This window comes from Fructilactobacillus sp. X2R1C1 (assembly GCF_059901435.1).
Window position 1 is genome coordinate 250,013 of record NZ_JBWXUV010000002.1, and the last position, 26,456, is coordinate 276,468.

At 37.5% G+C, this 26,456-nt stretch carries 31 protein-coding genes, 1 tRNA gene and 1 other annotated feature; of the genes, 2 read left to right on the forward strand and 30 right to left on the reverse strand.

Annotated features, from left to right (window positions below; all coding sequences use genetic code 11):
- Nucleotides 1–6 precede the first annotated feature (6 nt).
- The 6 genes from rnc to AC6UDG_RS04210 form a co-directional block, all read right to left on the reverse strand.
- On the reverse strand, nt 7–738 hold the full coding sequence (gene rnc / locus AC6UDG_RS04185) for a ribonuclease III (protein WP_500693716.1): 732 nt from the start codon (nt 736–738) through the stop codon (nt 7–9).
- Nucleotides 739–818: 80 nt separating this feature from the next.
- Nucleotides 819–1,091, reverse strand: coding sequence for an acyl carrier protein (locus AC6UDG_RS04190; protein WP_500693715.1), 273 nt, complete (start codon nt 1,089–1,091; stop codon nt 819–821).
- Between the two features lie 12 nt (nt 1,092–1,103).
- Nucleotides 1,104–2,135, reverse strand: a complete 1,032-nt coding sequence (gene plsX, locus AC6UDG_RS04195) for a phosphate acyltransferase PlsX (protein WP_500706540.1) — start codon at nt 2,133–2,135, stop codon at nt 1,104–1,106.
- Between the two features lie 15 nt (nt 2,136–2,150).
- Nucleotides 2,151–4,181, reverse strand: coding sequence for an ATP-dependent DNA helicase RecG (gene recG, locus AC6UDG_RS04200; protein WP_500706542.1), 2,031 nt, complete (start codon nt 4,179–4,181; stop codon nt 2,151–2,153).
- 76 nt (nt 4,182–4,257) lie between these two features.
- The gene (locus AC6UDG_RS04205; protein ID WP_500701052.1) at nt 4,258–5,958 is read right to left on the reverse strand and encodes a DAK2 domain-containing protein; all 1,701 of its coding nucleotides are present in this window, start codon (nt 5,956–5,958) and stop codon (nt 4,258–4,260) included.
- A gap of 30 nt (nt 5,959–5,988) precedes the next feature.
- Nucleotides 5,989–6,351: an Asp23/Gls24 family envelope stress response protein gene (locus AC6UDG_RS04210; RefSeq protein ID WP_010021513.1), complete on the reverse strand. Its 363-nt coding sequence runs from the start codon at nt 6,349–6,351 to the stop codon at nt 5,989–5,991.
- A 193-nt stretch (nt 6,352–6,544) separates the two neighbouring features.
- On the opposite strand from AC6UDG_RS04210, the gene rpmB reads away from it, so the two are divergent.
- On the forward strand, nt 6,545–6,730 hold the full coding sequence (gene rpmB, locus AC6UDG_RS04215; protein ID WP_500693710.1) for a 50S ribosomal protein L28: 186 nt from the start codon (nt 6,545–6,547) through the stop codon (nt 6,728–6,730).
- 60 nt (nt 6,731–6,790) lie between these two features.
- On the opposite strand, the gene AC6UDG_RS04220 is transcribed toward rpmB, so the two are convergent.
- The 24 genes from AC6UDG_RS04220 to miaA all read right to left on the reverse strand — a co-directional run bounded on the left by AC6UDG_RS04220 (nt 6,791) and on the right by miaA (nt 26,169).
- The gene (locus tag AC6UDG_RS04220) at nt 6,791–7,435 is read right to left on the reverse strand and encodes a thiamine diphosphokinase (RefSeq protein ID WP_500706544.1); all 645 of its coding nucleotides are present in this window, start codon (nt 7,433–7,435) and stop codon (nt 6,791–6,793) included.
- A 2-nt stretch (nt 7,436–7,437) separates the two neighbouring features.
- Entirely contained in the window at nt 7,438–8,097 is a 660-nt protein-coding gene (rpe, locus tag AC6UDG_RS04225) for a ribulose-phosphate 3-epimerase (RefSeq protein WP_500695683.1), read from the reverse strand.
- Between the two features lie 2 nt (nt 8,098–8,099).
- Entirely contained in the window at nt 8,100–9,005 is a 906-nt protein-coding gene (gene rsgA, locus AC6UDG_RS04230) for a ribosome small subunit-dependent GTPase A (protein ID WP_500706546.1), read from the reverse strand.
- 9 nt (nt 9,006–9,014) lie between these two features.
- Nucleotides 9,015–10,355, reverse strand: coding sequence for a 16S rRNA (cytosine(967)-C(5))-methyltransferase RsmB (rsmB, locus tag AC6UDG_RS04235; protein ID WP_500706548.1), 1,341 nt, complete (start codon nt 10,353–10,355; stop codon nt 9,015–9,017).
- The gene (gene fmt, locus AC6UDG_RS04240) at nt 10,342–11,286 is read right to left on the reverse strand and encodes a methionyl-tRNA formyltransferase (protein ID WP_500706550.1); all 945 of its coding nucleotides are present in this window, start codon (nt 11,284–11,286) and stop codon (nt 10,342–10,344) included. Before fmt ends, rsmB begins: the two co-directional genes overlap by 14 nt.
- A gap of 10 nt (nt 11,287–11,296) precedes the next feature.
- Nucleotides 11,297–13,720, reverse strand: coding sequence for a primosomal protein N' (gene priA, locus AC6UDG_RS04245; protein ID WP_500706551.1), 2,424 nt, complete (start codon nt 13,718–13,720; stop codon nt 11,297–11,299).
- Between the two features lie 20 nt (nt 13,721–13,740).
- Entirely contained in the window at nt 13,741–14,946 is a 1,206-nt protein-coding gene (gene coaBC / locus AC6UDG_RS04250; RefSeq protein WP_500706553.1) for a bifunctional phosphopantothenoylcysteine decarboxylase/phosphopantothenate--cysteine ligase CoaBC, read from the reverse strand.
- 104 nt (nt 14,947–15,050) lie between these two features.
- Nucleotides 15,051–15,254 (reverse strand): DNA-directed RNA polymerase subunit omega, encoded by a 204-nt coding sequence (gene rpoZ, locus AC6UDG_RS04255; protein WP_500695688.1) that lies wholly within the window; start codon nt 15,252–15,254, stop codon nt 15,051–15,053.
- Complete coding sequence (gmk, locus tag AC6UDG_RS04260; protein WP_500693701.1) at nt 15,254–15,871, reverse strand: guanylate kinase; 618 nt, start codon at nt 15,869–15,871, stop codon at nt 15,254–15,256. Before gmk ends, rpoZ begins: the two co-directional genes overlap by 1 nt.
- Before the next feature lie 82 nt (nt 15,872–15,953).
- Nucleotides 15,954–17,660: a DNA repair protein RecN gene (gene recN, locus AC6UDG_RS04265; protein ID WP_500706554.1), complete on the reverse strand. Its 1,707-nt coding sequence runs from the start codon at nt 17,658–17,660 to the stop codon at nt 15,954–15,956.
- A 12-nt stretch (nt 17,661–17,672) separates the two neighbouring features.
- The gene (locus AC6UDG_RS04270) at nt 17,673–18,491 is read right to left on the reverse strand and encodes a TlyA family RNA methyltransferase (RefSeq protein ID WP_500706556.1); all 819 of its coding nucleotides are present in this window, start codon (nt 18,489–18,491) and stop codon (nt 17,673–17,675) included.
- A 7-nt stretch (nt 18,492–18,498) separates the two neighbouring features.
- A complete protein-coding gene (locus AC6UDG_RS04275) occupies nt 18,499–19,371 on the reverse strand; it encodes a polyprenyl synthetase family protein (RefSeq protein WP_500706559.1) in 873 nt (290 codons plus the stop codon).
- The gene (locus AC6UDG_RS04280) at nt 19,358–19,609 is read right to left on the reverse strand and encodes an exodeoxyribonuclease VII small subunit (RefSeq protein WP_500693697.1); all 252 of its coding nucleotides are present in this window, start codon (nt 19,607–19,609) and stop codon (nt 19,358–19,360) included. The genes AC6UDG_RS04275 and AC6UDG_RS04280 overlap by 14 nt, the downstream gene beginning before the upstream one ends.
- Nucleotides 19,609–20,958 (reverse strand): exodeoxyribonuclease VII large subunit, encoded by a 1,350-nt coding sequence (xseA, locus tag AC6UDG_RS04285; RefSeq protein ID WP_500706561.1) that lies wholly within the window; start codon nt 20,956–20,958, stop codon nt 19,609–19,611. Before xseA ends, AC6UDG_RS04280 begins: the two co-directional genes overlap by 1 nt.
- The gene (locus tag AC6UDG_RS04290) at nt 20,948–21,811 is read right to left on the reverse strand and encodes a bifunctional 5,10-methylenetetrahydrofolate dehydrogenase/5,10-methenyltetrahydrofolate cyclohydrolase (RefSeq protein ID WP_500706563.1); all 864 of its coding nucleotides are present in this window, start codon (nt 21,809–21,811) and stop codon (nt 20,948–20,950) included. Before AC6UDG_RS04290 ends, xseA begins: the two co-directional genes overlap by 11 nt.
- Before the next feature lie 91 nt (nt 21,812–21,902).
- Complete coding sequence (gene nusB, locus AC6UDG_RS04295) at nt 21,903–22,301, reverse strand: transcription antitermination factor NusB (RefSeq protein ID WP_500693694.1); 399 nt, start codon at nt 22,299–22,301, stop codon at nt 21,903–21,905.
- Complete coding sequence (locus AC6UDG_RS04300) at nt 22,298–22,726, reverse strand: Asp23/Gls24 family envelope stress response protein (protein ID WP_500693693.1); 429 nt, start codon at nt 22,724–22,726, stop codon at nt 22,298–22,300. Before AC6UDG_RS04300 ends, nusB begins: the two co-directional genes overlap by 4 nt.
- A 43-nt stretch (nt 22,727–22,769) precedes the next feature.
- Nucleotides 22,770–23,330 carry an elongation factor P gene (efp, locus tag AC6UDG_RS04305; protein WP_039143941.1) on the reverse strand — a complete coding sequence of 187 codons (561 nt, stop codon included), beginning with the start codon at nt 23,328–23,330 and terminating at the stop codon, nt 22,770–22,772.
- Between the two features lie 114 nt (nt 23,331–23,444).
- Nucleotides 23,445–23,741, reverse strand: coding sequence for a 50S ribosomal protein L27 (rpmA, locus tag AC6UDG_RS04310; protein WP_010021538.1), 297 nt, complete (start codon nt 23,739–23,741; stop codon nt 23,445–23,447).
- 26 nt (nt 23,742–23,767) lie between these two features.
- Complete coding sequence (locus AC6UDG_RS04315) at nt 23,768–24,088, reverse strand: ribosomal-processing cysteine protease Prp (RefSeq protein WP_500701043.1); 321 nt, start codon at nt 24,086–24,088, stop codon at nt 23,768–23,770.
- A gap of 5 nt (nt 24,089–24,093) precedes the next feature.
- Nucleotides 24,094–24,402, reverse strand: coding sequence for a 50S ribosomal protein L21 (gene rplU / locus AC6UDG_RS04320; protein WP_500693691.1), 309 nt, complete (start codon nt 24,400–24,402; stop codon nt 24,094–24,096).
- A 16-nt stretch (nt 24,403–24,418) separates the two neighbouring features.
- Nucleotides 24,419–24,491: a sequence feature (ribosomal protein L21 leader region), on the reverse strand.
- 98 nt (nt 24,492–24,589) lie between these two features.
- Nucleotides 24,590–24,663: transfer RNA gene (locus AC6UDG_RS04325), tRNA-Arg, on the reverse strand.
- A gap of 74 nt (nt 24,664–24,737) precedes the next feature.
- Complete coding sequence (locus AC6UDG_RS04330; protein ID WP_500706565.1) at nt 24,738–25,262, reverse strand: hypothetical protein; 525 nt, start codon at nt 25,260–25,262, stop codon at nt 24,738–24,740.
- Complete coding sequence (miaA, locus tag AC6UDG_RS04335) at nt 25,249–26,169, reverse strand: tRNA (adenosine(37)-N6)-dimethylallyltransferase MiaA (protein ID WP_500706567.1); 921 nt, start codon at nt 26,167–26,169, stop codon at nt 25,249–25,251. The genes AC6UDG_RS04330 and miaA overlap by 14 nt, the downstream gene beginning before the upstream one ends.
- A gap of 92 nt (nt 26,170–26,261) precedes the next feature.
- On the opposite strand from miaA, the gene AC6UDG_RS04340 reads away from it, so the two are divergent.
- Complete coding sequence (locus tag AC6UDG_RS04340; protein ID WP_500693688.1) at nt 26,262–26,438, forward strand: DUF3042 family protein; 177 nt, start codon at nt 26,262–26,264, stop codon at nt 26,436–26,438.
- The last annotated feature ends 18 nt before the right edge of the window (nt 26,439–26,456 follow it).

Genomic DNA, 26,456 nt, shown 5'->3' on the forward strand with positions numbered 1-26,456 from the left:
CCTCATTTACTTAATACTTGTGCTTACTCCCAGTTCATTGAGTGCTTTCTTTGCCGCTTTCTGTTCTGCATCTTTCTTGGAATGTCCTAACCCGACTCCCATTTCTTTGCCGTTAATTTTTACCGCAACTTTAAATTTACGGTCATTATCAGGACCATCTTCACTAACTAGTTCATAGTCTAAATCGACTGGGCCATTTTCTTGAACAACTTCCTGTAATTCAGTTTTATGATCAAAGAATTCGTCAAACCAACCCTCATCAAGCTTAGGAAAAATCACAATCTGACAAAAATTCCTCACCGTTTCTATTCCTTGATCGAGATACACCGCTCCAATAAATGATTCAAAAATATCACATAAAAGTGAGTCACGTTGTCTGGCATTCGCCTTTTCTTCACCTTTGCCGAGTCGGATATACTTGTCAAAATGACATTCACGGGCAAAACGACTAAAGCTATGCTCATTAACCATAGCAGCCCTTAATCTAGTCAGTCGACCTTGTGGTAATTCTGGAAAACGTCTAAAGATGTAGTCTGAAACCACTAATTGATAGACAGCATCCCCTAAAAACTCCAGACGTTCATAAAATTTTAATCCTTGACCGGGATGCTCGTTCACGTATGATGCTTGGGTCATTGCTTCATCTAAAAGTGCTTCATCGTTAAACTTAATATTAAACTTGTCTTTTAACAAGTCATCAAACTGCTTTTGCAATTCTATTTCCTCCAAAGGTAACATTTTTTCTTTTAATTATATCATTAATGCCTAAATTACGATAATTGCATAATAAAAAATGACCCGTCATAACAACGAATCATTTATTTCTTTGCAATGTGTTTTTTCGTTTTTGGATCAATATCTCGCATAATTACATTCACTAGATCGCCGACATCACTGATATTCTCAGTATTTTCACTGGTGAAAACATCGCCAAATTCATCCTCTAATTCAACGATAAATCCCGCCATATCAATAAAATCAGCGCCTAAATCATTAGTAAAGTTTAAGTCATTCGTTACCTTATCAACCGGAACCTTAAAACGACTTGAGGTGATTTCTGCTACTTTTTTAAATACTGTTTCTCTATCCATCAGTGATCCCTCCTACTGTTCACCATTTTTAATACTATCCATTTCATCAGTATGATTAGAAAAATATTCTTTCACTGAATCAACAAAATTAGAATTAATAATTTGCTGAATTTGAAGTATCGTATTTCTAATTGTCTTAGCCTTACTGCTACCGTGGCTCTTCACCACTGGGGCCTTCAATCCAAGTAGGACGGCACCCCCGTACTTAGTGTAATCCATCTTGTGGGCAATCTTTCTTAAAGTATCCTTGAGTAATAAAGCACCCACTTTGGACTTCACTCCACCATTTATAATGCCGTCTTTTAACATATTAATCATTGACAATGCAGTTCCTTCAATACTCTTTAAAACCGCATTACCGGTAAAGCCATCGGTTACCGCTACATCGGTAACTCCATCCAGCAACCCTCGTGATTCGATGTTACCAATAAAATTAATGTCATCATTTTTTCTTAAAGCATGATACATTTTTTGATGGATCTTATTTCCTTTGTCAGACTCGGTGCCATTATTAATCAACCCAACCCGTGGATTTTTAATCTTTAAGACTCTTTCAGCATAATACTTACCTAGTAGTGCATACTGATAAACGTTAACAACCTTAGCATCAGCATTTGCTCCACAATCAATTAACGTGAAACCAGTATCGTTATCAATTACTGGTAAAGTAGTAACCAGTCCCGGACGATCAATTCCTTTGATTCTACCGATTATCAATAAACCAGCAACTAGAATGGCCCCAGTATTTCCACAGGAATAAAATGCATCAGCTGTTCCATCTTTAACAGCTCGAGCAGCCATTACCAGACTTGATCCCTTTTTTTCTTTTACTGCTTTAACGGGTTCATCTTCCATTTTAATAACTTCATCTGATTGAATCACTTTGATATTTTCTTTGTTATTTAACAACGAATTGATTTTATCAGAATCACCAAAGAGTTGAAACTCCACGTGATCCATTTCATCACGAGCAAGCTCAATCCCTCTGACAATTTCATCAGGTGCATTATCGCCACCCATTGCATCAACAGCAATTTTTATCATTATAGGCAAAGCTCCTTAATCAAACTTAACATCTTGATTTAAAGATTTAAGTCTTTTTACTAACTTTCGATTCTGCGGTTCATGTTCCCAGTTAACATCATCAACAATTTCTTTTGCAACGGTCTGCGCTGTGCTCAAAATATTAATGTCAGCAACTGGATCTCCAACTTTAAAAGTTGGCATTCCAGACTGATTTTTACCAAGAATGTCCCCAGGACCTCTTAATTCTAAATCTTTTTGTGAAATAAAGAAACCATCAGTTGATGAACACATCACATTCATTCGTTTTCTACCAGTTTCATTTTTAGGATCAGCAATTAAAATACAATAAGCTTGCTGGTCCCCTCGCCCCACACGACCCCGAAGTTGATGTAGTTGAGCCAACCCAAAATGGTCAGCATCATAAATCACAATGGTACTTGCGTTGGAAACGTCAACTCCGACTTCAATTACTGTAGTAGAAACTAGAACTTGTACCTTATTAGTCTTAAAAGCATCCATTACTTTATTTTTGTCTTCATCACTCATTTGACCATGGAGTAAGCCAACCGTGTATTTATCACCAAGTTCTTGCTGAAAGTTTTGGTATGTATCAGTCACGTTTCTCATATCCACTGCTTCAGATTCACCGATAAGGGGGACTACCACGTAAACTTGTTCTCCATGATTTAAGCGCTTTTTGACAAAATTAAGCATTGCATCAATCTGTTGATTCTTAATCCAAGCCGTTTTAATTGGTTTTCTATCACCTGGTAACTCATTAATTACCGAGACATCCATCTCACCATACGCTGTGATCGATAGAGTTCGTGGAATAGGCGTAGCGGTCATTGATAACACGTTCGTCGATTTACCCTTTTCTCGCATGGCCTTTCTTTGGTTAACTCCAAACCGATGCTGTTCATCAATGACAGCTAATCCTAAATTATGGTATTTAACCTCTTTTTGAAACAATGCATGAGTACCCACCACCAAGTTAATCTCGCCACTTTCAATACGGGGTAAAAGTTCATTTCGAGCCGCTCTAGAAGTATCACCAGTCAGTAGTCCAATGTTAACACTAGTATCCTTAAAAAGCTCAGCAAGTCCGTCAGCATGTTGTTCGGCTAAAATTTCAGTGGGAGCCATTATTACGGCTTGTTTCCCAGAAAGAACCGCAGCATAAATTGCGATAGCCGCTACAACCGTTTTTCCGCTCCCAACATCTCCCTGTAAAAGCCGATTCATCTGATATGGACGCTTTAGATCAGATAAAATTTCTGAAATAACCTTTTTTTGTGCCAGGGTCAATTCGTACGGAAGAGAACTCACAAACGTCTGTAATTTAGCACGATTAATGGTTATCGCAGAATTAGGGGCCTGATTTTTCTGATGTTTTAAAGTTTGCATTCGCATTTGAAACAAGAAAAATTCATCAAACTTTGCGGTTCTACGTGCGAGTGCTGCTGCTCTTTGATTTTTTGGAAAGTGCATGTTAGAAATGACACTTTTTAAATTTTCTAATTTATACTTTTTTAAAACCCAATTGGGGATGAAATCTTCAATTTGACCTTGGTACTGATCATAGGCTTCGGTTACCAATTGGCGAATGGTATTCTGGGTAATCTTATGGCTAGCGGGATAAATCGAACCAAATTTTTCGCCATCACCAGCTTTCAAAATTTTAATTCCGGACATCGATTTTTTATTTGCATCAAACTTTCCGTAAATCAAAATTTCATCCCCGGCTTCAACCTGTTTCTTTAGCCACGGCTGATTAAAAAAGGACACCGGAATCACATCATTACCAACTAGTAACTTAATAGTTAAACGACTTCTACGTCTTCCAAAAAAATTAACCGTTGGATTGATAGCAACCTTACCCTTCAGAGTGACCACCTGCTGATCAGAAATTTCAGAAAGATCTTTAGTTCGAAAATCTTCATAACGAAATGGAAAGTATGTCAGTAAATCATAAATGGTCACAATCCCCAAATCATTTAGAGCTTCAACTTTTTTGGGACCGACTCCTCTAAGCGTTTCCACATGGTCATCTAACCCACTCATCAAATTCACCTCCTAAAAAGACTGTTAATCCACAAGGACTAGCAGTCTTATTAAGTATCTATCTATATAATATTACCTATTCAACGGAAATAATCAACGGATAAACTGGTTGATCCCCCTCATGAGTCTCAACTTCTAATTCATCGTCCACTGATAAGGCAGCATTCGAAACTTTATCAGCATCATCTTGATCAGCGTCTTTTCCAAAAATAATCGTAACGTTTTCGCTATCATCATCTAACATTTTTTTCAGCATCTTAATAGCTGCATCATCTAAAGAAGAACCAAGGACCTGAATGTCTCCATCAATAATTCCCATGTAACTACCCTTTTTAATGTCCATTCCATTAATCTTTGTATCACGAACAGCAGTCGTCACTTGGCCACTTTTAACGGTATCTAAAGAGTCGTCCATCTGGGTCTGGTTTTCTTTAAAAGTATTATCAGGATCAAATGAGAACATCGCGGTTAATCCTTGTGGGATTGTCTTGGTGTGGACAACTTCCATCGGAATGTCTGTGATTCCCTGGGCTTGCTCTGCCGATAGGAAAATATTCTTATTGTTAGGGAGAACGATCGCCTTTTTAGCATTACTGTTATTAACAGCGTCAACAATATCTTGCGTACTAGGGTTCATCGTTTGTCCGCCACTAATGATGTTAGTTACTCCTAAGCTCTTAAAGAGCTTCTCTAAACCTGCTCCCGCAACCACCGCAATAATTGCTAAGTCACGCGGCTTTTTATGCTCTTTTTCTTCCTTTAAATCATCGGTCTTTTGAGCTTTTTCATCGCTTTCCATGATTGACTCTTGTTGCAGTCGCATGTTATCAACTTTAACGGTTGCTAAGTCACCAAATTGTTGTCCCCACGATAAGACCTTGCCAGGATGCTCCGTGTGAACGTGAACGCGAACCACTTCATCATCATTAATAACCAAAAGTGAGTCCCCTAATTTCGCCAGATAGTTATAAAAAGTATCGTAGTCGAATTTCTGGGTAACCTGCTTTCCCTTCCCAATTCGCACCATAATTTGGGTACAATACCCATAAACAATGTCTGCTGGGTTTAATTTACCTTGAGCACTCTTATGATGCTCAACATCAATCATTTCGTTCATTTCTTCAGAATTAGGTTGATGTTCGCCTTTATCTTCAATCTTTCGACCATTTAAAACATCATCAAAAGCTTGAAAAACAAATACCAATCCCTGTCCACCAGAATCCACCACTCCCACTTGCTTTAATACTGGGAGAAGATCTGGAGTTTTTTTAAGAGCTTTCTCAGAAGCATCAAGAATTGAGTCCATTACCCTTATAACATCATCAGTATCTGAAGCAGTATTTTCACCAGCTTTAGCAGCTAGTCTAACTACCGTCAAGATGGTACCTTCAGTGGGCTTCATGACCGAACTATAAGCAGTCTTAGCTCCAGCGATAATAGCATCTGCAAATTCTTGAGCATCAAGATCCTTTTTACCTTCAACGTTTTTTGCAAAACCACGGAAAATCTGAGACATAATGACACCAGAGTTACCTCGCGCTCCCATTAATAGACCCTTAGCAAGTGCAGAAGCTTTACCGCCAATCGTATCATCATTTGATTTATCGACGTAACTTTCCCCACTTGATAATGACAAACTCATGTTCGTTCCAGTGTCTCCGTCTGGAACTGGGAAAACATTTAACGAATTAATAAAATCCGTATTATTATTAAGAACGACCGCGGCGGCTTGAACCATTTGGTCGAACTCTTTAGTAGTAATCTTAGTTAATGACACTATTATCAAATCCTCCTTATACTCAAACCACTAGTCGTTAATAACCTTAACACCCTGAACAATTACGTTTACTGAATCCGCATTAATCCCTAACATTGATTCCAAATTATATTTAACTTTTGACTGAACATTACGAGAAACTTCAGAGATCTTGGTTCCATAACTCACAATGACGTTGACGTCAACTTGAACTTTCTTGTTAACTTCTCTGACAACTACTCCTTTTGAGTAACTATCCTTTCGAAGAATTTCATTCATATTATCTTTAAATTGGTTTTTGCTAGCCATGCCAACAACTCCATAATTATCAGTTGCGGCACCGCCGACTACTGTAGCAATTACATCATTATCAATATCAATTGATCCATATTGAGTGTTTAACTTTACAGCCATCGTTTGCATCCCCCTTATCCTTTCGAGCTCATAACGATATCTAATGTTACCACACCCCATTATAAAACAAAAATATGAATCATGGTGTCAAGGACATTTACTTGAAAGAAACTTTGCATTTATGACGGTATTATGGTAAGTTATTTAGGTGAACTATTGAATATAAAAGAATTCCAAAGTAAGGAGGGATATTATGGCTAAGGATCAAATTAATGGTAAGAGAACTCATTTCGGCAATCGTCGTTCTCACGCTTTAAACTCATCAAGAAGAAGTTGGAAGCCAAACCTACAAAAGGTACGCATCTTAGTTGATGGTAAGCCCAAACGTGTTTGGGTTAGTGCCAGAACTTTAAAATCTGGTAAGATTACCAGAGTATAATCATTATTATTTTAATTAATTAATTAAAAACAGTACAACCATTGAATGGTTGTACTGTTTTTAGTCTCGACTTTGAATCACCATCAATACTCCTTCATCAAAAACAAACGAAGCACTATCTCCAATAAATTCATTACTTGAATAAGAAGTTGGATACCCCACCCAATGATGATTTAATTGATATCTTTCATCACTGAGCGTTAAATGCATTGGTAACAGCGGACAAAAGTCTAAATATTTCATTCCAGTGATTTTCTTAATATGATACGACCCACTTAGAAAGTATCGGATTACATTTTGACTATCAATGAGTCTCAGCTTTGAAAGATAGGGTTTAATATTTGGCTTTAAGACCATCAAAAAATTGGTCAGCAAGTGATCAAGACGCCCGCCTGAAAAGCCATAAATATCGATCTCATTCTTAGGAAAATACTTGCCAGCGGTCCTGATACCCAATTCAGTATCAGTCTCATCCTTTACCGGATCAACCCGAATAACATGCTTGGCCTTTTGTAATATTATTTTAAATTCCGAATCTGAAACCGAATCGAAGTCACCAACAGCGTATTCAGGAATAATGCCCAATTTGATTAGTCGTAAACTTCCTCGATCAACCCCAATGAAGGGACCCTTTATTTTTTTAGTCTTTAAGTTAGATGGCCATAACTCAATTGGTCCCCCAACAACGACATTTACCTTATTCATAACTAAAAATTAGTAGCGTTCTTAAGAGCCTGAATACGAGCAGCAGGATCTTTTGCATCAAAAACATATGAACCAGCTACAGCGACGTTTGCGCCAGCTTTATAGGCGTCAACCACCGTCTTATTGTTAACACCACCATCAATTTCAATGTCATAGGAATATGAATCATTTTCTTCACGTAATTTATTTAATTCTCTAACCTTACTAATCGTTTCAGGAATAAACTTTTGACCACCAAATCCGGGATTAACAGTCATCACAAGAACTTGATCAACCATGTACAAGACTGGCTTAATCATCTCCACTGGGGTTCCCGGATTAATTACCACTTCAGCTTTAACGTTTTTATCTTTAATCATTTGAAGAGCACGATGAATATGGGGAGTTGATTCAACATGAACCCCAATAATATCTGCGTTAGCATCAGCAAAAGTATCAATATATCTTTCAGGATTCTCAATCATTAAATGACAGTCAAGTGTTAATCCAGTAATGGGGCGAATCTCTTTGACCCAGCCTGGACCATAGGCAATCGCTGGAACAAACATCCCATCCATAACATCGATATGTAGTAATTCCGCACCACCCTTATCGACCTTTTCAATGTCTTTTTGTAGGTTTACGTAATCCGCACTTAAAATTGAAGGAGCAACTTTAATCATGTTTAATTTCCTCTTTTCTTATTATAAATTGGCTTTTGTGCTTTTAATAAATGATATTCTTGCAGATAATCATCATACCTGCTCGATAGAATTGTACCACTTTCAACCCCAGCTTTCACGGCACAACCAGGTTCATTAACATGCAGACATTCACGAAACTTACAGTTGGGTGAAGCACGTACAAATTCCGGAAAATAATTTTTTAATTCATTTGACTTAATTTCCAAAGTATCAAAAGAAGAGAAGCCTGGTGTGTCAGCAATCAAGCCGCCATTTACCGTTAGTAAAGACACCTTCCTAGTGGTATGCTTCCCTCGACTTAAAGACTTAGATACGACTCCAGTTTTAAGCTTTAACTTAGGGTCAATTTCGTTAAGCAGTGTTGATTTGCCGGACCCGGTCTGACCCATTACGATTGATTGTTTGTGAGGAAGTAACTTCGAAACATCGCTCACTGCATTTACATCATCTTTTTTATCAGGCAACACAACTTCATAACCAATTTTCCTATAATCAGCCGCAACCGTTTTAAAAAAATCAACCTGCGCTTTTGACGTTAACAAGTCAGTCTTACTAAGATAAATAATCGGGATAATCTTCTGCTTTTCGAGGGCCACAAGTTGCTTATCTAATAGTGAGAAAGAAAAAGCAGGTTCAATGGCTGAATTAACTACAATTGCCTGATCAGTATTAGCAACTGGTGGTCTAACTAATTGATTAACCCGTGGTAAAACCCTTAAAATGTAGCCCTCGTTCACATTAGTTTCATCAAACTCAACCAGGTCGCCAACGATGGGTTTAATATTTCTTTTTCTAAAGTTCCCTCGTGCTCTCGTCCGGTACATTTTTTCATCGGACTCAACGTCATAGAACCCACTCAAGGATTGATAAATCTTACCTTTTCTCACATTAATCTCCTATTGAATCCTCTGAAAGCCCGCGATAAAGAAGCCATCAGAATCATAGTCGTCTGGATAAATTTTTAAAGCATCTGTATCACGATTTGGCTTTAGGTCTTTTCTTGTCTTGACCCAAACCGGTTTAAAGTTTTGGTGCTGATCTAAAAACCTGCTGACATTCTCACTATTTTCTTGATTCATGATGGTACATGTACTAAATACCAACTGTCCGCCCACTTTGAGTGTTGGTGCCACAGCATTCAAAATTTCAGTTTGAATCTTTACAAGATGTAAAACGTCATCAAGTGTCTTATCGTATCTAATCTCTGGTTTACGCCTCATCAATCCAAGTCCCGAACAGGGAGCATCAACCAGGATTTTATCAAAAGTACTTTCACCAAATAATTCAGAAACATTACGAGCGTCAATGGCATGAACTTCAATATTATCTTTCACACCCATTCGGGCTGCATTTTGCTCAATTTTGGTTAATTTTTTGAGGTGCAGATCTAAAGCTTCAACCTTACCAGTAGTCAAATATTCAGCAATTTGCGTGGTTTTACCACCAGGAGCCGCACAAGCATCTAGTACATAGTCATCATTTCTAATGTCCATGGATTGAACTGGCAACATGGCACTTTCGTCCTGAATCGTAAACAAACCCTCTTTAAACAGAGGACTACCACTAGCACTTTTACCAGATAAGATAAGCGCATGATCAGCTACTTCACTACTCTTAACCTCATATCCCTCTTGGACAAATTTCTTCTTTAAATCATCATCAGAAATCTTACGATGGTTTACCCGGACTGATTGCTTAGCTGGCTGATTAATACTCTTAAGTATATCAACCGTCTTATCCATACCAAGTTGCTCATTAAGTTGCTTTACAATCCACAGCGGAACACTATAAAAGATTGAGTCATAAGTGGCAGTGTCTTTAATTTTATCAATTGGCGGCAATCCATTTCGTTGGATGTGGTGAAGGACTCCGGTAACAAGTCGTCTAATACCATCATGCCCACGCTTTTTGGCAATCTTAATTGATTCATCAAAAATCGCACGATCTGGTATTTTGTCTAAATACTGCATTTGATAAATTGCTGTATACAGTAATTCTTTCACCCAACCATCAAGTTTGTCAGATCTTTTTACTAAGTGGTCAACATAATAAGCTAACGTCAACCGGTGCTGAATCACACCATAAACGATATTAGTATACAGGGAAATATCTTTGGGACTCATCGTGCTAGAATCGATCACATTGTTGATTTGAAGATTAGAATATGCACCGCCATGAACACGCTCTAGTGTTTTTACGGCTAAGTATCGTGGATTACTTGAGTTATTTTCTGTCAATAAATTGATCTCCAATTTCTAATTTCTGGTTGCCGTTCAAATATTCGGTAATTGACTTTTTTGGCTTCCCAGACGGTTGAATTTCTTCAATTCCCAAAACCGTTCCGTTCCCAGCAGCAATTTTTAAATGGTGTTTATCTTTACTAACCACCTTACCAGGATCCAAATCAGTCTGCTCATCAATAACCGTTGTTTCCCAAATCTTATTTGGTTTCCCATTCACCATTGCAAATGCGGTCGGATCGGGTCTTAACGCTCTGACTTTTGCATCAACCAAACTAGCAGGTTGAGAAAAATCTAACTCTTCTTGTTCTCGCTTAATGTTTGGCGAAAACACAACTTGTTCTTCATCCTGTTTTTGGGGATGTGCAGTTCCATTAATAACTTCTTTTAAAGTCTTTAAGAGAAGGTCACGTCCCACTAAACTCAACTTTTTAAACATACTATCAGTATCGTCGGTGTTTTCAATCTTAACAGGTTGTTGAGCTAAAACGTCACCAGCATCCATCTTTTTGACCATGTACATAATCGAAATTCCGGTTTCTTTATCTCCGTTCATAATGGCATATTGAACCGGAGCCCCACCACGATATTTCGGCAGTAAAGATCCATGAACATTGATATCCGCAATTTGCGCTGCTTCAAGCAATTTAGTCGGCAAAAATTGGCCAAATGCAGCAGTAATAATAAAATCTGGCTTCATTTGAATGATTTCTTCCATTTCGGGACTTCCACCTAATTTTTGCGGTTGTAGTACCGGTAACCCCAAATCTTGACTAGCTTTCTTAACCGGTGATTCTTCAATTTGATGTTTTCGCCCCACCGGTCGATCTGGCTGGGTTACCACTGCCAACACTTTGTAGTTCTGATCTAAAGCTTTTAGGATTGGAACACTAAATTCAGGCGTTCCCATAAATACAATTGATTTCATAATAATTCACCTACATAAAACTGACTGGTTCTGGATCAATCCCGATCCGTAAACCCTTTCTAACTTCTTTTTGTGATATTTGTAAAATATGCTTTAAGCTTTCATTGAGTTTTAAGTCACGTTTGTACTTAATAATGATTTGGAAATAATAACGTTTTTTCATTCGAGCAATCGGCCTAGGGGTTGGCCCCAAAATAATGGTAGTTTGATCAAGCGACTTTTTAAGATAATTAGCAACCTCATAAGATTCATTAGCCGCCTGCCTCTCATTTAGTGAACTAATTGAAACTTTAATGGTAAAGAAGTATGGAGAATAATCAGCTAAATGTCTTAATTGCATTTCTTTTTGATAAAATGCTTCATAATCCTGGTCTTTAGCCAATTGAATCACATAATTATCTGGATTATAGGTCTGAATAATGACTTCTCCATCCTTATCAGCTCGTCCAGCTCGTCCGGAAACTTGAGTTAATAAATCAAACGTTCGTTCACTAGAACGAAAATCAGGTAAATCCAATCCAGTATCAGCATTTAATACCCCCACCAAAGTTACATTCGGAAAATCCAGTCCCTTAGCAATCATCTGCGTTCCTAGTAAAACATCAGCATGATGTTCACCAAATTCACGAAGTAACTTCTCATGAGAACCCTTTTTCCGGGTTGTATCGACATCCATTCTGATTACTCGCGCTTTTGAAATGAGTTCATGTAATTGTCGCTCTACCCTTTCAGTTCCAGTACCAAAGTAACGAATATTTTTACTGTGACAGTTGGGACAATACTTAGGAATTGGTTCCTCAAATCCGCAGTAGTGACACTTCATCGTATGAGAATCCATGTGAAGCGTCAAAGAAATATCACAGTTGGGACACTTTAAAACATAGCCACAATCTCGACACATCAGAAAAGACGAGAATCCCCGACGATTAAGCATTAACACTACTTGTTCGTGCTTTTCAATTCTTTGCTTAATCGCACTAAGTAATTGGTGCGAAAAGATTCCATCATGAGTCTCTTCCTCTCTGGTCATGTCAACAACTGAAACTTCTGGTAAACGCCTTTGATTAATGCGATCGGGAAGGCGTAAAAATTTATAAACTCCCTTTCCGGCACGAGCCCTTGACTCAAGCGAAGGTGTTGCACTCCCAAGTACGACTGGGCAATGATGATAATTGCCACGCCAAATGGCAACATCCCGCGTGTGATAACGCGGATTATCATCCTGCTTGTAACTTGTATCGTGTTCCTCATCAAGAATAATAATCCCAATATCAGAAAGAGGAGCAAAAACTGCTGATCTTGCCCCTACTACTACCTTTGCCTTTCCATTATTAATTCTACGCCACTCATCATACTTTTCCCCAGTTGACAAACCACTATGAATTACAGCAACTTGATTACCAAACCGATTTTTAACTCGATTAACCATCTGGGGGGTTAAAGAAATCTCTGGAACTAACATCAACGCCGTCTCACCTAAATCCAGAGCCTTTTGGATGGATTGAAGATAAACCTCAGTCTTACCTGATCCAGTTACTCCTTCAAGTAGATAGGTTTCATTTCGATGGGCTTCAATGGAACGATCAATTTCACGAACAGCATGTGCTTGATCAACGGTTAACTTTTTTGGTTGATCAATTGTAATGTCATGTTTGTACGGATCACGATACTTCTCAACCTGAACTTTTTTTATCCAATTCTTCTTTTCAAAACTGCTAATCGCTGAATTGGATATTTTAAGATCATTAACGAGGTGGGTCTGAATAATTGGTTGATCAGTATGGTTCTCTAAGACAGAAAGTAAGTTTAATTGAGAAGTGGCATTCTTACGAAGTTGTTTTTTTGCCTGACCAAAATCACTTAATTGATTTAAAATGGCCGTTTCCGTTTTCTTTTTGGCTTCATTTTGAACTTTGTAAATCACTTGGATTTTATTGTTCTTACGTAACTTAGCAAGTTTCCCCATCTCAGTACTATTAAAATGCTCCTTGTCAAACGGAACCATACTCTGGTCCTTAAACTTATCATTAAGCTCTTGATCGGCAAGATTTCCAGTTGCTTTTACATAGGTTGTATATCTTGCCTTCATCGCATTAGGAAGCATGGTCAAAAGACAACTAATTCGAAAAGAATAAGTTGTATCAGCCAACCACTTAGAAAGTTCAATCATTTCGTCGTTCAACACTGGGCTCAAATCCATGGTACTATCAATCTTTTTGAGTTGCTTAAGCTGGTCCGGTTTCTCATCTGTAATATCAACGACAAAACCTTCAACTTTTCTGTTTCCATTCCCAAATGGAACAATGACCCTCATGCCTCGTTTCAGTTGATCTTCTAATCCAGTAGGAATTAAGTATGAATAGGGTACATTTGTTTGCATGGTCGGAACATCAACAATCACTTTTGCAATTTTCAAATTACCCCTTCTTTCCATTCTTGCATATTACAGATTAGCTATAAAAGGTCAACAACGACATTTAACACTTCACTAGCAACTTTTAATTTAGACTCAACTTCTGTCTTTTTGACCAAACCATCCTTTGAGATGATTGAAACCTGATTATCATCACTATTAAAACCAATTAATGAATTGGAAACATCATTTAATACCACTAGGTCTAATTTCTTTTTCATCAACTTTTGCTTAGCATTTTTAAGAGGATCATTGGTCTCGGCCGCAAAACCGACCACCACCTGATTAGGGTTCTTCTGTTGTGCCACTTTTGCAACAATATCATCGTTCTTAATTAGATGGAGATCTAAAGAATCATGGTCTTGATCCTTCTTGATTTTTTGTTTTTCCGCATGAGTAGGTTTAAAATCACTAACTGCAGCAGCCATAATCAAAACCTGATTATCTGAAAATAAGCGTTGTACCTGGTGCTCCAGTTGATCAGCAGAACTAACTTTGATAACTTTCACACCATCTGGAATCTGGCACTGACTGTTGGCACTTACAAGTGTCACTTTAGCCCCCATTTCTTTAGCAACCTCAGCAATTGCATATCCCATCTTTCCTGATGAATTATTTGATAAGTACCTAACCGGATCAATTGGTTCTCTAGTACCACCAGCAGTTACTAGTATATTAACCCCAGAAAGAGGTTGGTCATCATGATCACTTAATTGACTAACCACAAACTGATAAATTTCTTCTGGTTCAGCAAGTCGACCTAGAGCTGAATATCCTTCGGCTAGTGGACCAACTTGTGGCTCAATAAATTCGATACCATCATCTTTTAATCTTTGAAGATTTCTTTGGGTAGCTGGATTTTTTAGCATGACATCATTCATTGCTGGCGCAAAATACTTGGGGCACTCCATGGCTAACATAGTCGTACTTGCAAAATCATCCGCAATCCCATTTGCTGTTTTAGAAATAAAATCAGCGGTAGCAGGGGCAACAATTGCCAAATCGGCCCATTTAGCTAGCCCAATATGATTAATCGTTGTTGAGTCATCAAAATAACTTTGATCATCATAGACATCATTCTTCGATAAAACTTGAAAAGTTAATTTCGAGACAAATCGTTTGGCAAACGGTGTCATTACAACTTTGACACTAGCACCATTCTTTTTTAAAAGTCTCAATAAATAAACTGCCTTATAAGCAGCAACGCTACCAGATACAAATAAGACAATTTGCTTCCCGTTTAACAAAATTATACCCTCCAAAGTATTTCTTATTAATTATACTACACATCCCTTATTATTCATTTAATAAAAAAAGACCCTGTGATGAGATTCATCACAAAAGTCCTTTCTTACTTACTTTTTGGAGCGATGGTTAACACGCCGGCAGCAATTTCTTCCAACGCCATTCCAACTGATTTTACTGACTTATAATGGGGAAGCAATGGCTTCGCACCCTGATCAAGTTCTTCAGCTCTTTTGCTTGCTAACATAACGAGCGAATATCTTGAATCAACGTGTTGCAATAAATCTTCAAGTGGTGGATAAATAAACATTAAACTTCATCTCCTAATTTATTAAGATAATTTGGCATAACACGGTTTACCTTTAAACGTTCACTTTTAACAATTGTTTTAATTCGGTCTACCGCATTTGAAACCTTATCATTCACAACTGCATAATCATAGTTTTGCATCATTCGGATTTCCTTAGAAGCTTTTTCAATTCGTTTGTTGATAACTTCAATATCATCAGTCCCACGGCCAACCAAACGATCCCTAAGTGAATCAATGTCAGGTGGAGTTAGGAAAATAAAAACTCCATCGGGGCAGTTGGCACGCACCTGCATGGCACCATTAACTTCAATTTCCAGAAAAACATCTCTTCCTGAATCTAATGTCTCGTTTACGTATTGTAACGGGGTGCCATAATAATTGTCAACATACTTAGCATACTCCAGCATCTTACCATTTTTAATATTCTGTTCAAATTGATCCTTTGAAACAAAGTAATAATCAACCCCGTTAACTTCTCCCTCACGGGGTTTTCTGGTAGTCATCGAGATTGAATACTTGAAATCGACATCAGGCTCATTAAAAAGGGCTTTTCTAACCGTTCCCTTCCCCACTCCACTTGGACCAGAAAGAACAATTAACATTCCTCTTTCACTCACTTAAACCGCTCCTTTTTCGTAACTTCTTTATATATATTATGCAATTTATAAATCAATTAATCAATAAGAGATAAAATGAATGCTATTTAATTTTTTGTCTTTTTTGTTGATTGGCCAAGTTTAAAAGTTCAGAAGCGTGTTCCATGGTTAACTTAGTAACTGTGGTTCCTGCTAACATTCTAGCAAGTTCCTTAACTCGTTGCTCACCTGATAAGGGTTGAACCGAAGTTTCCGTTCGATTATTAGAATCAACATGCTTCGAGATGAAATCATGATTATCAGCCATGGCGGCAACCTGTGGCAGATGGGTGATACACAAAACCTGGGATTTCTTACCAATTGCACTAATTTTATCTGCAATTGCTTGAGCCACTCTTCCCGAAACACCCGTATCTACCTCGTCAAACACGATTGAAGTTACTCCTTGGACGCGGGAAAAGATCGTTTTAAGAGCTAACATAATTCGAGAAAGTTCACCACCTGAGGCAATTTTGGATAACGGTGCCATGTCCTCACCCGGATTCGTTCGGATGTAAAACTCAACTTCTTCAATTCCATTTCGATTAAAAGTATCTTTAGGTAAATTGGAAAAACGAACTTCGAACTGCGTTTTATCCATGTACAAATCAGCTAATTGTTGATGAATTTCAGCAGTTAACTTTTCGGCTTGCTGATGTCTAATATCACTTAACTTTTTCCCAAGTTTATTTAATTCTTTGACGGAAGCATTGAAGCGTTCTTCTAAATTATTGCCACTCTTTTCATCCGTCTCCATATCAGTTAATTCACCAGAGATTTTATCGTAATACTTTAAAATCTGTTTAATCGAATCACCGTATTTTCGTTTTAACTCAAAAATAGTATTTAAGCGTTGCTCAACTTCGTTCAATCTGTCAGGGTCAAACTCCAAATTATCCATCTGATTACTAATCTCTCCAGAAGCATCTTGCAGCGTATAATAAGCATTTTTAACATTCTCAGAAATTGACTTAAACTCATCATCTAACCGTTCTAAATCTTCAAGAGCATTCATGGCATCCCCGATCATATCAATCGGACTAATACTTTCATCACCATTAATATCATTAAAACTTCTTCCTAGACTATCGCTAATGGCTTGAAAATTATTTAAACGATCCCTTTCGGCTATCAGATCTTCTTCTTCGCCATCCGTTAAATCAGCCGTTTCAATTTCATTTACCTGGTACTTAAGCATATCAATGCGTTGAGCCCATTCTTTTTCATTTTTATTTTTATTATTTAATTCTTTCTTTAATTTAAGGTATTTTTCATATTGTTCCTGATAAAGCTTAAGCGTAGGTTTGAGGCTGTCGCCAGCAAATTCATCAAGTAACCCAATGTGCTTATCAGGTTGCATCAGCGCTTGATGTTCATTTTGTCCATAAATATCAACCAAAGTTTCGCCAACTTTTTTTAGCGTATTTGTATTCACCAATATGCCATTGATGCGACATACGTTGCGGCCATTACGATATAATTCACGCTGTAAAATTACCGTATCATCATCATGTTCGATCCCAAATTTATCCAACACATGAGCAGTAAGACCATCTTTAGGAATGGCAAACATTCCCTGTAAAATTGATTTGTTCGCACCTTTTCTAATAAAGTGAGACGATCCCCTACCACCAGCAAGTAGACCAACGGCATCAATAATAATCGACTTTCCTGCACCAGTTTCTCCTGACAGAACTGTCATCCCTGAGTAAAAATTAACTTCCAATTGATCAATAATCGCAAAGTCTTTGATTGAAATTTCCTGTAACAACTTCTCACCTTCTTAATTATTTAAACTTTTATAAGCCCGATCCATGACATCTTCAACTGCAACATCGTTTCCTACTTCAGGGTCATCAGATGACTTTAGATGAATCAAGAATTCGATATTCCCTTCACCACCCTTGATGGGAGAAAAATCAAGTCCTAAAACAGAAAAACCAGCCTCAGTCGCAAACTGAATGACGTTAGTAATCACCTGTTTATGCACGTTTTTGTCCCTTACAATGCCATGCTTACCAACGTTTCCACGACCAGCCTCAAACTGGGGTTTTATTAATGCCACTACTTCCCCATTTTTAACTAAAATTGATTTTAAGGGCTTTAAAATTAATTTAAGAGAAATAAAAGAAACGTCAATTGAGGCGAAACTAGGTTCTCCACAAGTAAAATCTTCTGGTTTACTGTACCGAAAATTAGTATTCTCCATTACAACAACACGAGGGTCGTTTCTAAGCTTCCAAACTAATTGGTTTGTCCCAACATCTAAGGCGTAACTCAATTTAGCTCCATTTTGTAACATTACATCCGTAAATCCACCGGTGGAGGATCCGATGTCCAAAACGATTCTATCACGAACACTAATATTAAAACTTTTGAGTGCTTTTGCTAATTTTAATCCACCCCGACTGACAAAGGGAAGTGCATTTCCCTTTAAATGCAGCTTGGTTTCAACTGGAATCTTCACCCCAGGCTTATCCATGCGTTGTTCATTTTTTCCAAGTACTTCACCAGCCATGACGGCTCTTTTTGCCCTTTCGCGTGTGTCAAACAATCCTTGCTTGACAAGTAAGACATCAACCCGCTCTTTATCCTTTGCCATTATAACCTCACTTTTTCACCACAAAATAAGATAAAAATGAATCTAACAAATCGGGTGAAAATTCATCCGGCAACTTACTTAATGCCTCTTGACTTTTACTAACAGTCTCATCTAATTTTTGAATTGCTCCATTAATTCCCAACAAATTTACATACGTATTTTTATCAACATCATCCCGATTTTCAAGGTTAGGAGCATCTTTAATATCATCAAATATTTGAAATGCTAGCCCAAAATTCCAAGCAAACGCAGATAAACATTTCCGACTTGCTTGATCAGCATCAGCAATGGTCGCTCCTGCTATAACACAATAATGAAACAGCTCACCGGTTTTGTTTCTATGTAAATGCATTAATTCATCCAGATTCAAATGTTGGTTATCTGAACTAACATCTACAGTTTGACCAGCTACCATTCCGTCTGGACCAGCAGCATGGGACAATAACTGAATCAATTGAACTTTTTTTACAGCTGACAAATCAGCTCTTGAAAGCCAGTTAAACGCTAACGTCAACAATCCGTCTCCAGCTAAAGTTGCAATATCAGCGCCAAATTTTTTGTGATTGGAGAGTTGACCACGACGATAATCATCATTGTCCATGGCTGGTAGATCATCATGAATTAAAGAATAGGTATGAACTAACTCAACCGCAGAACTGGTTTTAATGGTGGACTCGTCAACTTCGTAATTCAAAGTTTTTAGGGTGGCTAACGTCAATAATGGTCGTAATCGTTTTCCACCAGCCATCAAAGAATATTTCATGGCATCTACAATTAATTTTATCGAGCTCGACTTATCAATGTTTGTTTCTAAAGTTTGATCGATTTTCGGAATATATTCAGCTTTAAATTCTGAAAGAGTTTGTTTATTGGGTGTCATCACTGTCTCCACCTTGTTGATCACGATCAAATGGGATTTCATTATCACTGTCATCCATCATTTTAGTAAGCGTTTTTTGTGCATTTGAAAGTGTCTTTTGCATTTCGTTACTTAACTCAACTCCATCTTTAAATTCTGAAAGGGCTTTTTCTAAAGGTACGTCCCCCTGTTCAAGTTGATTAACAATTTCTTCTAATTTATCCATATTTTCTTCAAAAGTTGGTTTTTTATCTGCCATTATTTACTGTCTCCTTTAAGTCCAACATGATCAACGGTTGCACTAGCACTTCCATCACTGAACTGAATACGAATGTGTTCATCCTTTTTTAAATCCTTAGCCGACTTAACTAATTTCTCATGATCGTTTGTAACCATCCCATATCCAGAACTCATTAAACGTAGTGGGCTGAGATGGTCGAGTGCACTGACGTTTGAATTTAACTGATTCCGTTTTGTTTTCAAAATCACTTGAACGGACTTTTTCATCGATTCAAGATAATAATTAACCTGTTTTTGGTTTGCATTGATGCTATGAACCGGTGAGTTTAATTTTAGTTGTTCTAAATAAGCTTGAAGTTGATTATGGTAATGATTTAGTAAATCTTTCATGTTAGTACCCAGTTTGGTATTTAAAGTATCTAATTGCTGGACATAGGATTCATAAAGACGTTCGGGCTGGTTAAAAACGTAAGAATTCATTACTTTATCGTATTGTGACCTCGAACGGGCCAAAATGTTATCCATGGCATTATAAATCCTAGTCTGTTTAGTCTTTAAATCAAGAATTACATCACTAAGCACAGGAACTGCCAACTCCGCAGCTGCGGTCGGGGTTGCTGCCCGTTTGTCAGAAACTAAATCAGCAATCGTTGTATCAGTTTCATGTCCAACTGATGAAATCACTGGAATTTTACTATTATAAATAGCTCTTGCGACAATTTCTTCATTAAATGGCCATAAATCTTCAATAGAACCACCACCACGACCAATAATAAGAGTATCGAAGCCGCCAATTTCGTTGACTCGGTTAATTTGATGAGCGATCTCACTCGCTGCATTCTCACCCTGAACAGCTGCTGGAAACAGGACAATTTGAGCAATCGGAAATCTCCGTCTAACGGTAGTGATGATGTCCTTAATAACTGCACCACTTTGAGACGTGACTACAGCAATTCTCTTAGGATACATTGGAAGAGGTTTTTTATGAATTTCCTCAAACAAGCCCTCTTTGGCAAGTTTATTTTTTAACTGTTCGTAGGCTTCATAAAGTTGACCTACTCCATCCGGTTCCATGTGATCAATATAAAACTGATACATTCCGGTTTTTTCATACACGGAAACATGTCCAGTAACAAGGACTTTCATTCCCTCCTCTGGCATGAATTTAACCTTAGAGAAGGCCGATTTAAACATCGTAACGTTAATTTTTGAGTTGTCATCCTTTAAACTAAAATATTGATGAGTTGGTCGCAAGCGAAAGTTGGAGATTTCACCGGTAAGGTAAACTCGTCCTAGGTATGGGTCAACGTCAAATTTCTTTTTGATATACTGCGTCAAAGCTGATACAGTTAAATATTTACTTGCCACTCTTTTTGCTCCATTCACACATATCAACCGTTTGTTGCATCAAGGTTGCGATTGTCATTGGTCCTACGCCACCCGGCACCGGAGTGATATATTCGATATTGTCACTTTTTGATTTGTATTCGACGTCGCCAGCCAATTTACCATTCTCATCCATATTTTGACCAACATCAATAACAACGGCACCTGGTTTAAAATCATCATCATTTAATATGGCATACTTGCCGACCGCTGAAATAACTACATCAGCTTGCTTCGTGTACTTTGAAACATCATCAGTGTGACTATGAACGTCAATCACAGTTGCATCGGCGTTAAGCATCAAAGCTAACATTGGCTTTCCAACAATTGAACTACGGCCAACAATCACAACGTTTTTACCATCTAAGTCAATATGGTACTCCGATAGTAAAGTCATAATGCCCTTCGGAGTACATGCAACCGGGTAATTCTCCTTAAGATTAAGAAATAACTTGCCGACATTAACGGGATGAAAACCATCCACATCTTTTGTAGGATCAATTGCCTCAATCACATTGTCTTCGTTAATATGATCAGGAAGTGGCGATTGAACTAAGATTCCATTGATTTCAGGGTTCTCATTCAAACTTCTCACAATTTGGATCAATTCGTCTTGCGTGGTTGATTCAGGTAAAGCTTTCTTAACGGAATAGATGCCTAACTCTGTTGCCTTTTTTTCTTTGCTTCGAACATATCTTTGACTTGCCCGGTCATTTCCAACGATTACTACCGCTAATCCTGGATTAATTCCAGCTTGTTTTAGTTTAAAAACTCGCTTTTTTGTTTTTAAGTTCAGGTCTTTTGCAACCTTTCTGCCATCAATTATGCTAACCACGAAAACATCTCCCGATACATTATTAGTACAATTCTAGCATATTATTTTTGTTCTAGCTAAATGTAAAAAAATAAGAACCCATAACGGGTTCCTATTTTTCAATCGCACTATCTAAAACGCCATTAATAAAGTTTCGTGACTTATCATCACAAAACTTTTTAGCTAATTCTAAAGCTTCATTAATGGCAACTTTATTTGGCGTTGCTTCTTCATACTTAATTTCATACAGCGCAATTCTTAAGATAATTAGGTCAGCTTTACTAATTCGATCAATCGACCATTTATTCGCTAAGTGATCCGTAATGATCTTATCAAGTTCACTCTTATGCTCTCTTACCCCATTAACGATTTCCAAGTAATATTCTGGTGCCCTTACATCTTCATTTGTAAGATAATCAAAAAATTCACTTGGTTCAACAGCATCATTACTTTCCATCGCAAATAAGGTTTGAAAAGCTAACTCTCTAATTTGATGTCGACTTATTTTCACTTTTTATCCTCATTATCGAATAATTTATCAGTATCAACTTTACCAGTACTCTTTGGAGGAATCATTCCCTCAACGTGAACATTTACGGAACCGATACGAAGGTCAGTCATAAACAACAACTGTTGTTTTACTTGGTTTTGAATCTCTAAAGCAACCTTAGGAACCGAAACCCCGTAATTTAGGTATACAAAAATATCAACATTCAATTTGCCATTCTCAATTGCTAATCTGATGCCCTTACCACGCTCTTTTCTTCCAAATAATTCGTTAACACTGGAAGAAAAACTACCACGCATCCGGTTAACTCCTTCAACTTGCACGGCCGCAATTCCAGCAATGACCTCAATCACACGAGGTGCAATTTTAATCGACCCTAGGTCTGATTTCTTATTGTCGAGTGTAATGAAACTTTCGTCTGCTGCCATAATATAACCCCCAATTGGCTAAACAATCAGATCATTCTGACCATTATGCCCGAGAAATGTAAGTACCGTCATCAGTATTGATCACTAACTTATCACCCTTATTTACAAAGAATGGAACTTGAAGCGTTAAACCAGTGGTCATAGTAGCGGGTTTAGAACCACCGGAAGCAGTATCACCTTTAATCCCAGGTTCAGTATCCGCTACTTCAAGTGTGACCGTCTTAGGCACTTCAACTCCCAAAGTTTCACCGCCGTACTGAATAACTTGAACTTCCATATTTTCTTGTAAGTAGTTCATTTCTTCTTTAACTTGCTCTCTTGGAATCGTTAGTTGTTCATAATTATCCATGTCCATGAAGACAAGTCCACTACCATCATCATAGAGGTATTGCATCTTTTTGGTTTCAATGTTAGCTTTTTCAACTTTAGCACTAGCCCGAAAAGTTTTTTCCTGAACGGCTCCCGTCCTTAAATTCTTTAACTTAGTACGAACAAATGCTCCACCCTTACCGGGCTTTACGTGTTGAAAACTAACAATCTTCCAGATGTTATTGTCAGCTTGAATGGTCATACCATTTTTTACTTTTACAATTGAAATTGACATTTTCATGCCTCCCACATATTTATGTTCCTATCATATCAATATTGATCACGTAAAAGCAAGTTACGATATTGATAAAAAAAGAGACCCCTGCGTTAACGCTAGGCCTCTTTGGATTTACTTAGTTGCTACTTCTGCTTCAGGGTAAACAGAAACTTGACGTTTGTCACGACCTAAACGTTCGAAACGAACAATCCCATCAACTAAAGCAAATAATGTGTCATCTCCACCACGTTTAACGTTCTTACCTGGATAGATATGAGTTCCACGTTGACGGTATAAAATTGTACCAGTTGTTACTGATGAGCCATCAGCAGCTTTAGTCCCTAAACGACGTCCAGCTGAGTCACGACCGTTAGATGATGAACCACCGGTTTTATGGTGAGAGAAAAATTGTAGATTCATTTTTAACATGCGTTTACACCTCCAAATTAAAAGTGTTATTTTACTTCAACGTAATTCGAATACTGTTTTGAAATATCCATAAGTCCATTCATAAAGCTTTTAAGTAACGTTTGGACCTTAACATCATTCAAATGTTCAACCGGAATCTTAACTTGGAGATATCCTCCATTTTTTTCATTCTGTTCTACATATGGATCAATGTCACAAACGGTAATTAACCCGTTCACAGAAGAAATTGCTAACGCTGATACTGCTGCACAGACGATATCATGCCCGTACTCACCAGAATCAGCGTGGCCAGTTACTTTAAATCCGGTTATTAAATTATGATTTAAATCAAATGTAGCTTTAATCATACGACTTAAGCGTTAATCTTGTTGATAGTAACCTTAGTATAAGGTTGTCTATGACCCTTCTTTGATTGAGCACCCTTTTTAGGTTTGTATCTAAAGATACGGATCTTCTTACCCTTACCTTGCTTATCAACTTTTCCTTCGACTGAAGCACCATCAACTAATGGTGAACCAACCTTAGGGGTCTTGCCACTAACAAAGACAACATCATCAAAAGTAACCTTGTCACCTTCGTTAGCATCAAGTTTTTCAACAAAGATGGCTTCACCTTCAGAAACCTTGTATTGCTTGCCACCTGTTTCAATAATTGCGTACATGTAGTGCACCTCCTTATAATTTGCTTAGACTCGCCAGTATTAAGTACCCACTGGGCTTTAAAACTCAAACTGAGCGGTTGTAGCTGTGGAAGTCCACAATTACAACATCATAAGTATATAAAAATTAATGTTATAAGTCAAATAAAAAAAGGACACGCCAGATATTAAGCGTGTGCCTTTTTCGAGATGTCGCAGGAGCGATTCGAACGCTCGACCTACGGTTTAGAAGACCGTTGCTCTATCCAGCTGAGCTACTGCGACATAAACTCAAACAACAAGAATAATTATATTGAATATCAAACTATAAGTCAATGGTTTTTAGTACATTGCTTGATTTAATGATCATTTAAAACCAGCTTTAAATCATCTTGCAGTAGACTGTTAAATCTATCGGTGATTGTATCTGGACTAAAGCCTAAATCAACAAGGCCGAACTTTAAGAATAAAGTCCAAGCGTGCTTATATCCGATCTTGCTTTTCTCATAATAACTTTTTAGTAACATATTCAGCATTGATAAATATAAAGAATTAATGTCATCAGTCTTTTTCATTCCTAATAACTTATTTAACATTTCGTCATCCACAGTAATCACATCCACCCAACTTTGTAGGTTAGCAATTAGCAAAAAGTCCCTGAGAGTCCTAATGTAACTTTCGAGCTGGTTGTCACGATTGTTCTCGGAACTAGTGATGTCTGTTTTAAGCATCCCAGAATTTTTAGCCAATTCAGAAAAGTGAATGTCTAACGAAACGTAAGAACTTGAAACATGAGTTCCGGGTTTCCAGATTGTTTGATTTTTAGCATCTAACTGCCGATATAAGTTGACTGTATTAGAAACCATTTTGTTAATATCCATCATTATTTTGCCACTCCTTAATTTGCTGTTCAATTTGTGTAATTTCTTCGGGATGTTGAACTAAATCATACCAAGTAACGTCCATCTTGTTTCTAAACCACGTTAGTTGTCTCTTAGCGTAGTGCCTTGAGTCTTGCTTAACATCTTCTACTACTTGATCCAAACTTTCGTTACCCTTGAAATATGGGATGAATTCGCGATACCCAATTCCCTTACTAGCAGGAATTTTACTCCCCCCATTTTCAAAAAGCCATTTATTTTCTTTAATTAACCCGTTTTCCATCATCTGGTCTACTCGTTGATTAATCCGCTGGTATAGGACATCACGACGCGTATTAAGTCCCACAATCAATTCATCATACTGCTGTCCTTGATTATTCTGCTTGGAAATTGGCTTTCCACTAACAAGGTATACTTCGAGAGCCCGTAAAATGCGTCGTGTGTTTTGCATAGGTGTCTTTGATGCCGTTACAGGATCAACCTGATTTAATTTATCCCACATTTTCATTGGACCAAATTCGTTAAGTTCATTAATCAATGTTGCTCTAATCTCAGGATCATTCTTACTTCCTAAATTTAATCCCCTTAAGAGTGAATTAAGATAAAATCCAGTGCCACCAACAATAATTGGAAGATGCCCTCGATTCGTAATTTCCTTAATTAATTTTTCAGCAGCTTCAACAAAATCAACCACCGAATATTGTTCGTCAACATCAATGATGTTTATTAAATAATGAGGAATTCCCTGTTGCTCCGTTCGAGAAATCTTGGCAGTACCAATATCTAGATGACGGTAAACCTGCATTGAGTCGCCAGAAATAATTTCTCCATTAAACTGTTTTGCAATTTTAATTGATAAGTCCGTTTTTCCAACAGCCGTTGGACCAACAATTGCTAATAATTTGTTCATAAATTCACCTAATTAATGATGTTCTATACTGGATATATTAGCGCAAATAACGCATAATGGACAAGTAGATAATAAAAAAGGAGGCAATGACTATGAGTAAATTTACACAAGGATTTACTACGGGAGTTGCAGCATGTATTGGAATCGCTGCAGGGGTTTGGCTTTCATTCAAGAAAACGGTGGTTCAACCAATGGAGGAACAAGAGTCCAAAATTAATGAAAACCGTAAAAGAGCAAACAGAAAAAGTCATTCAGCTCATTTAAGTTAATTATTAATAATAAAAAGA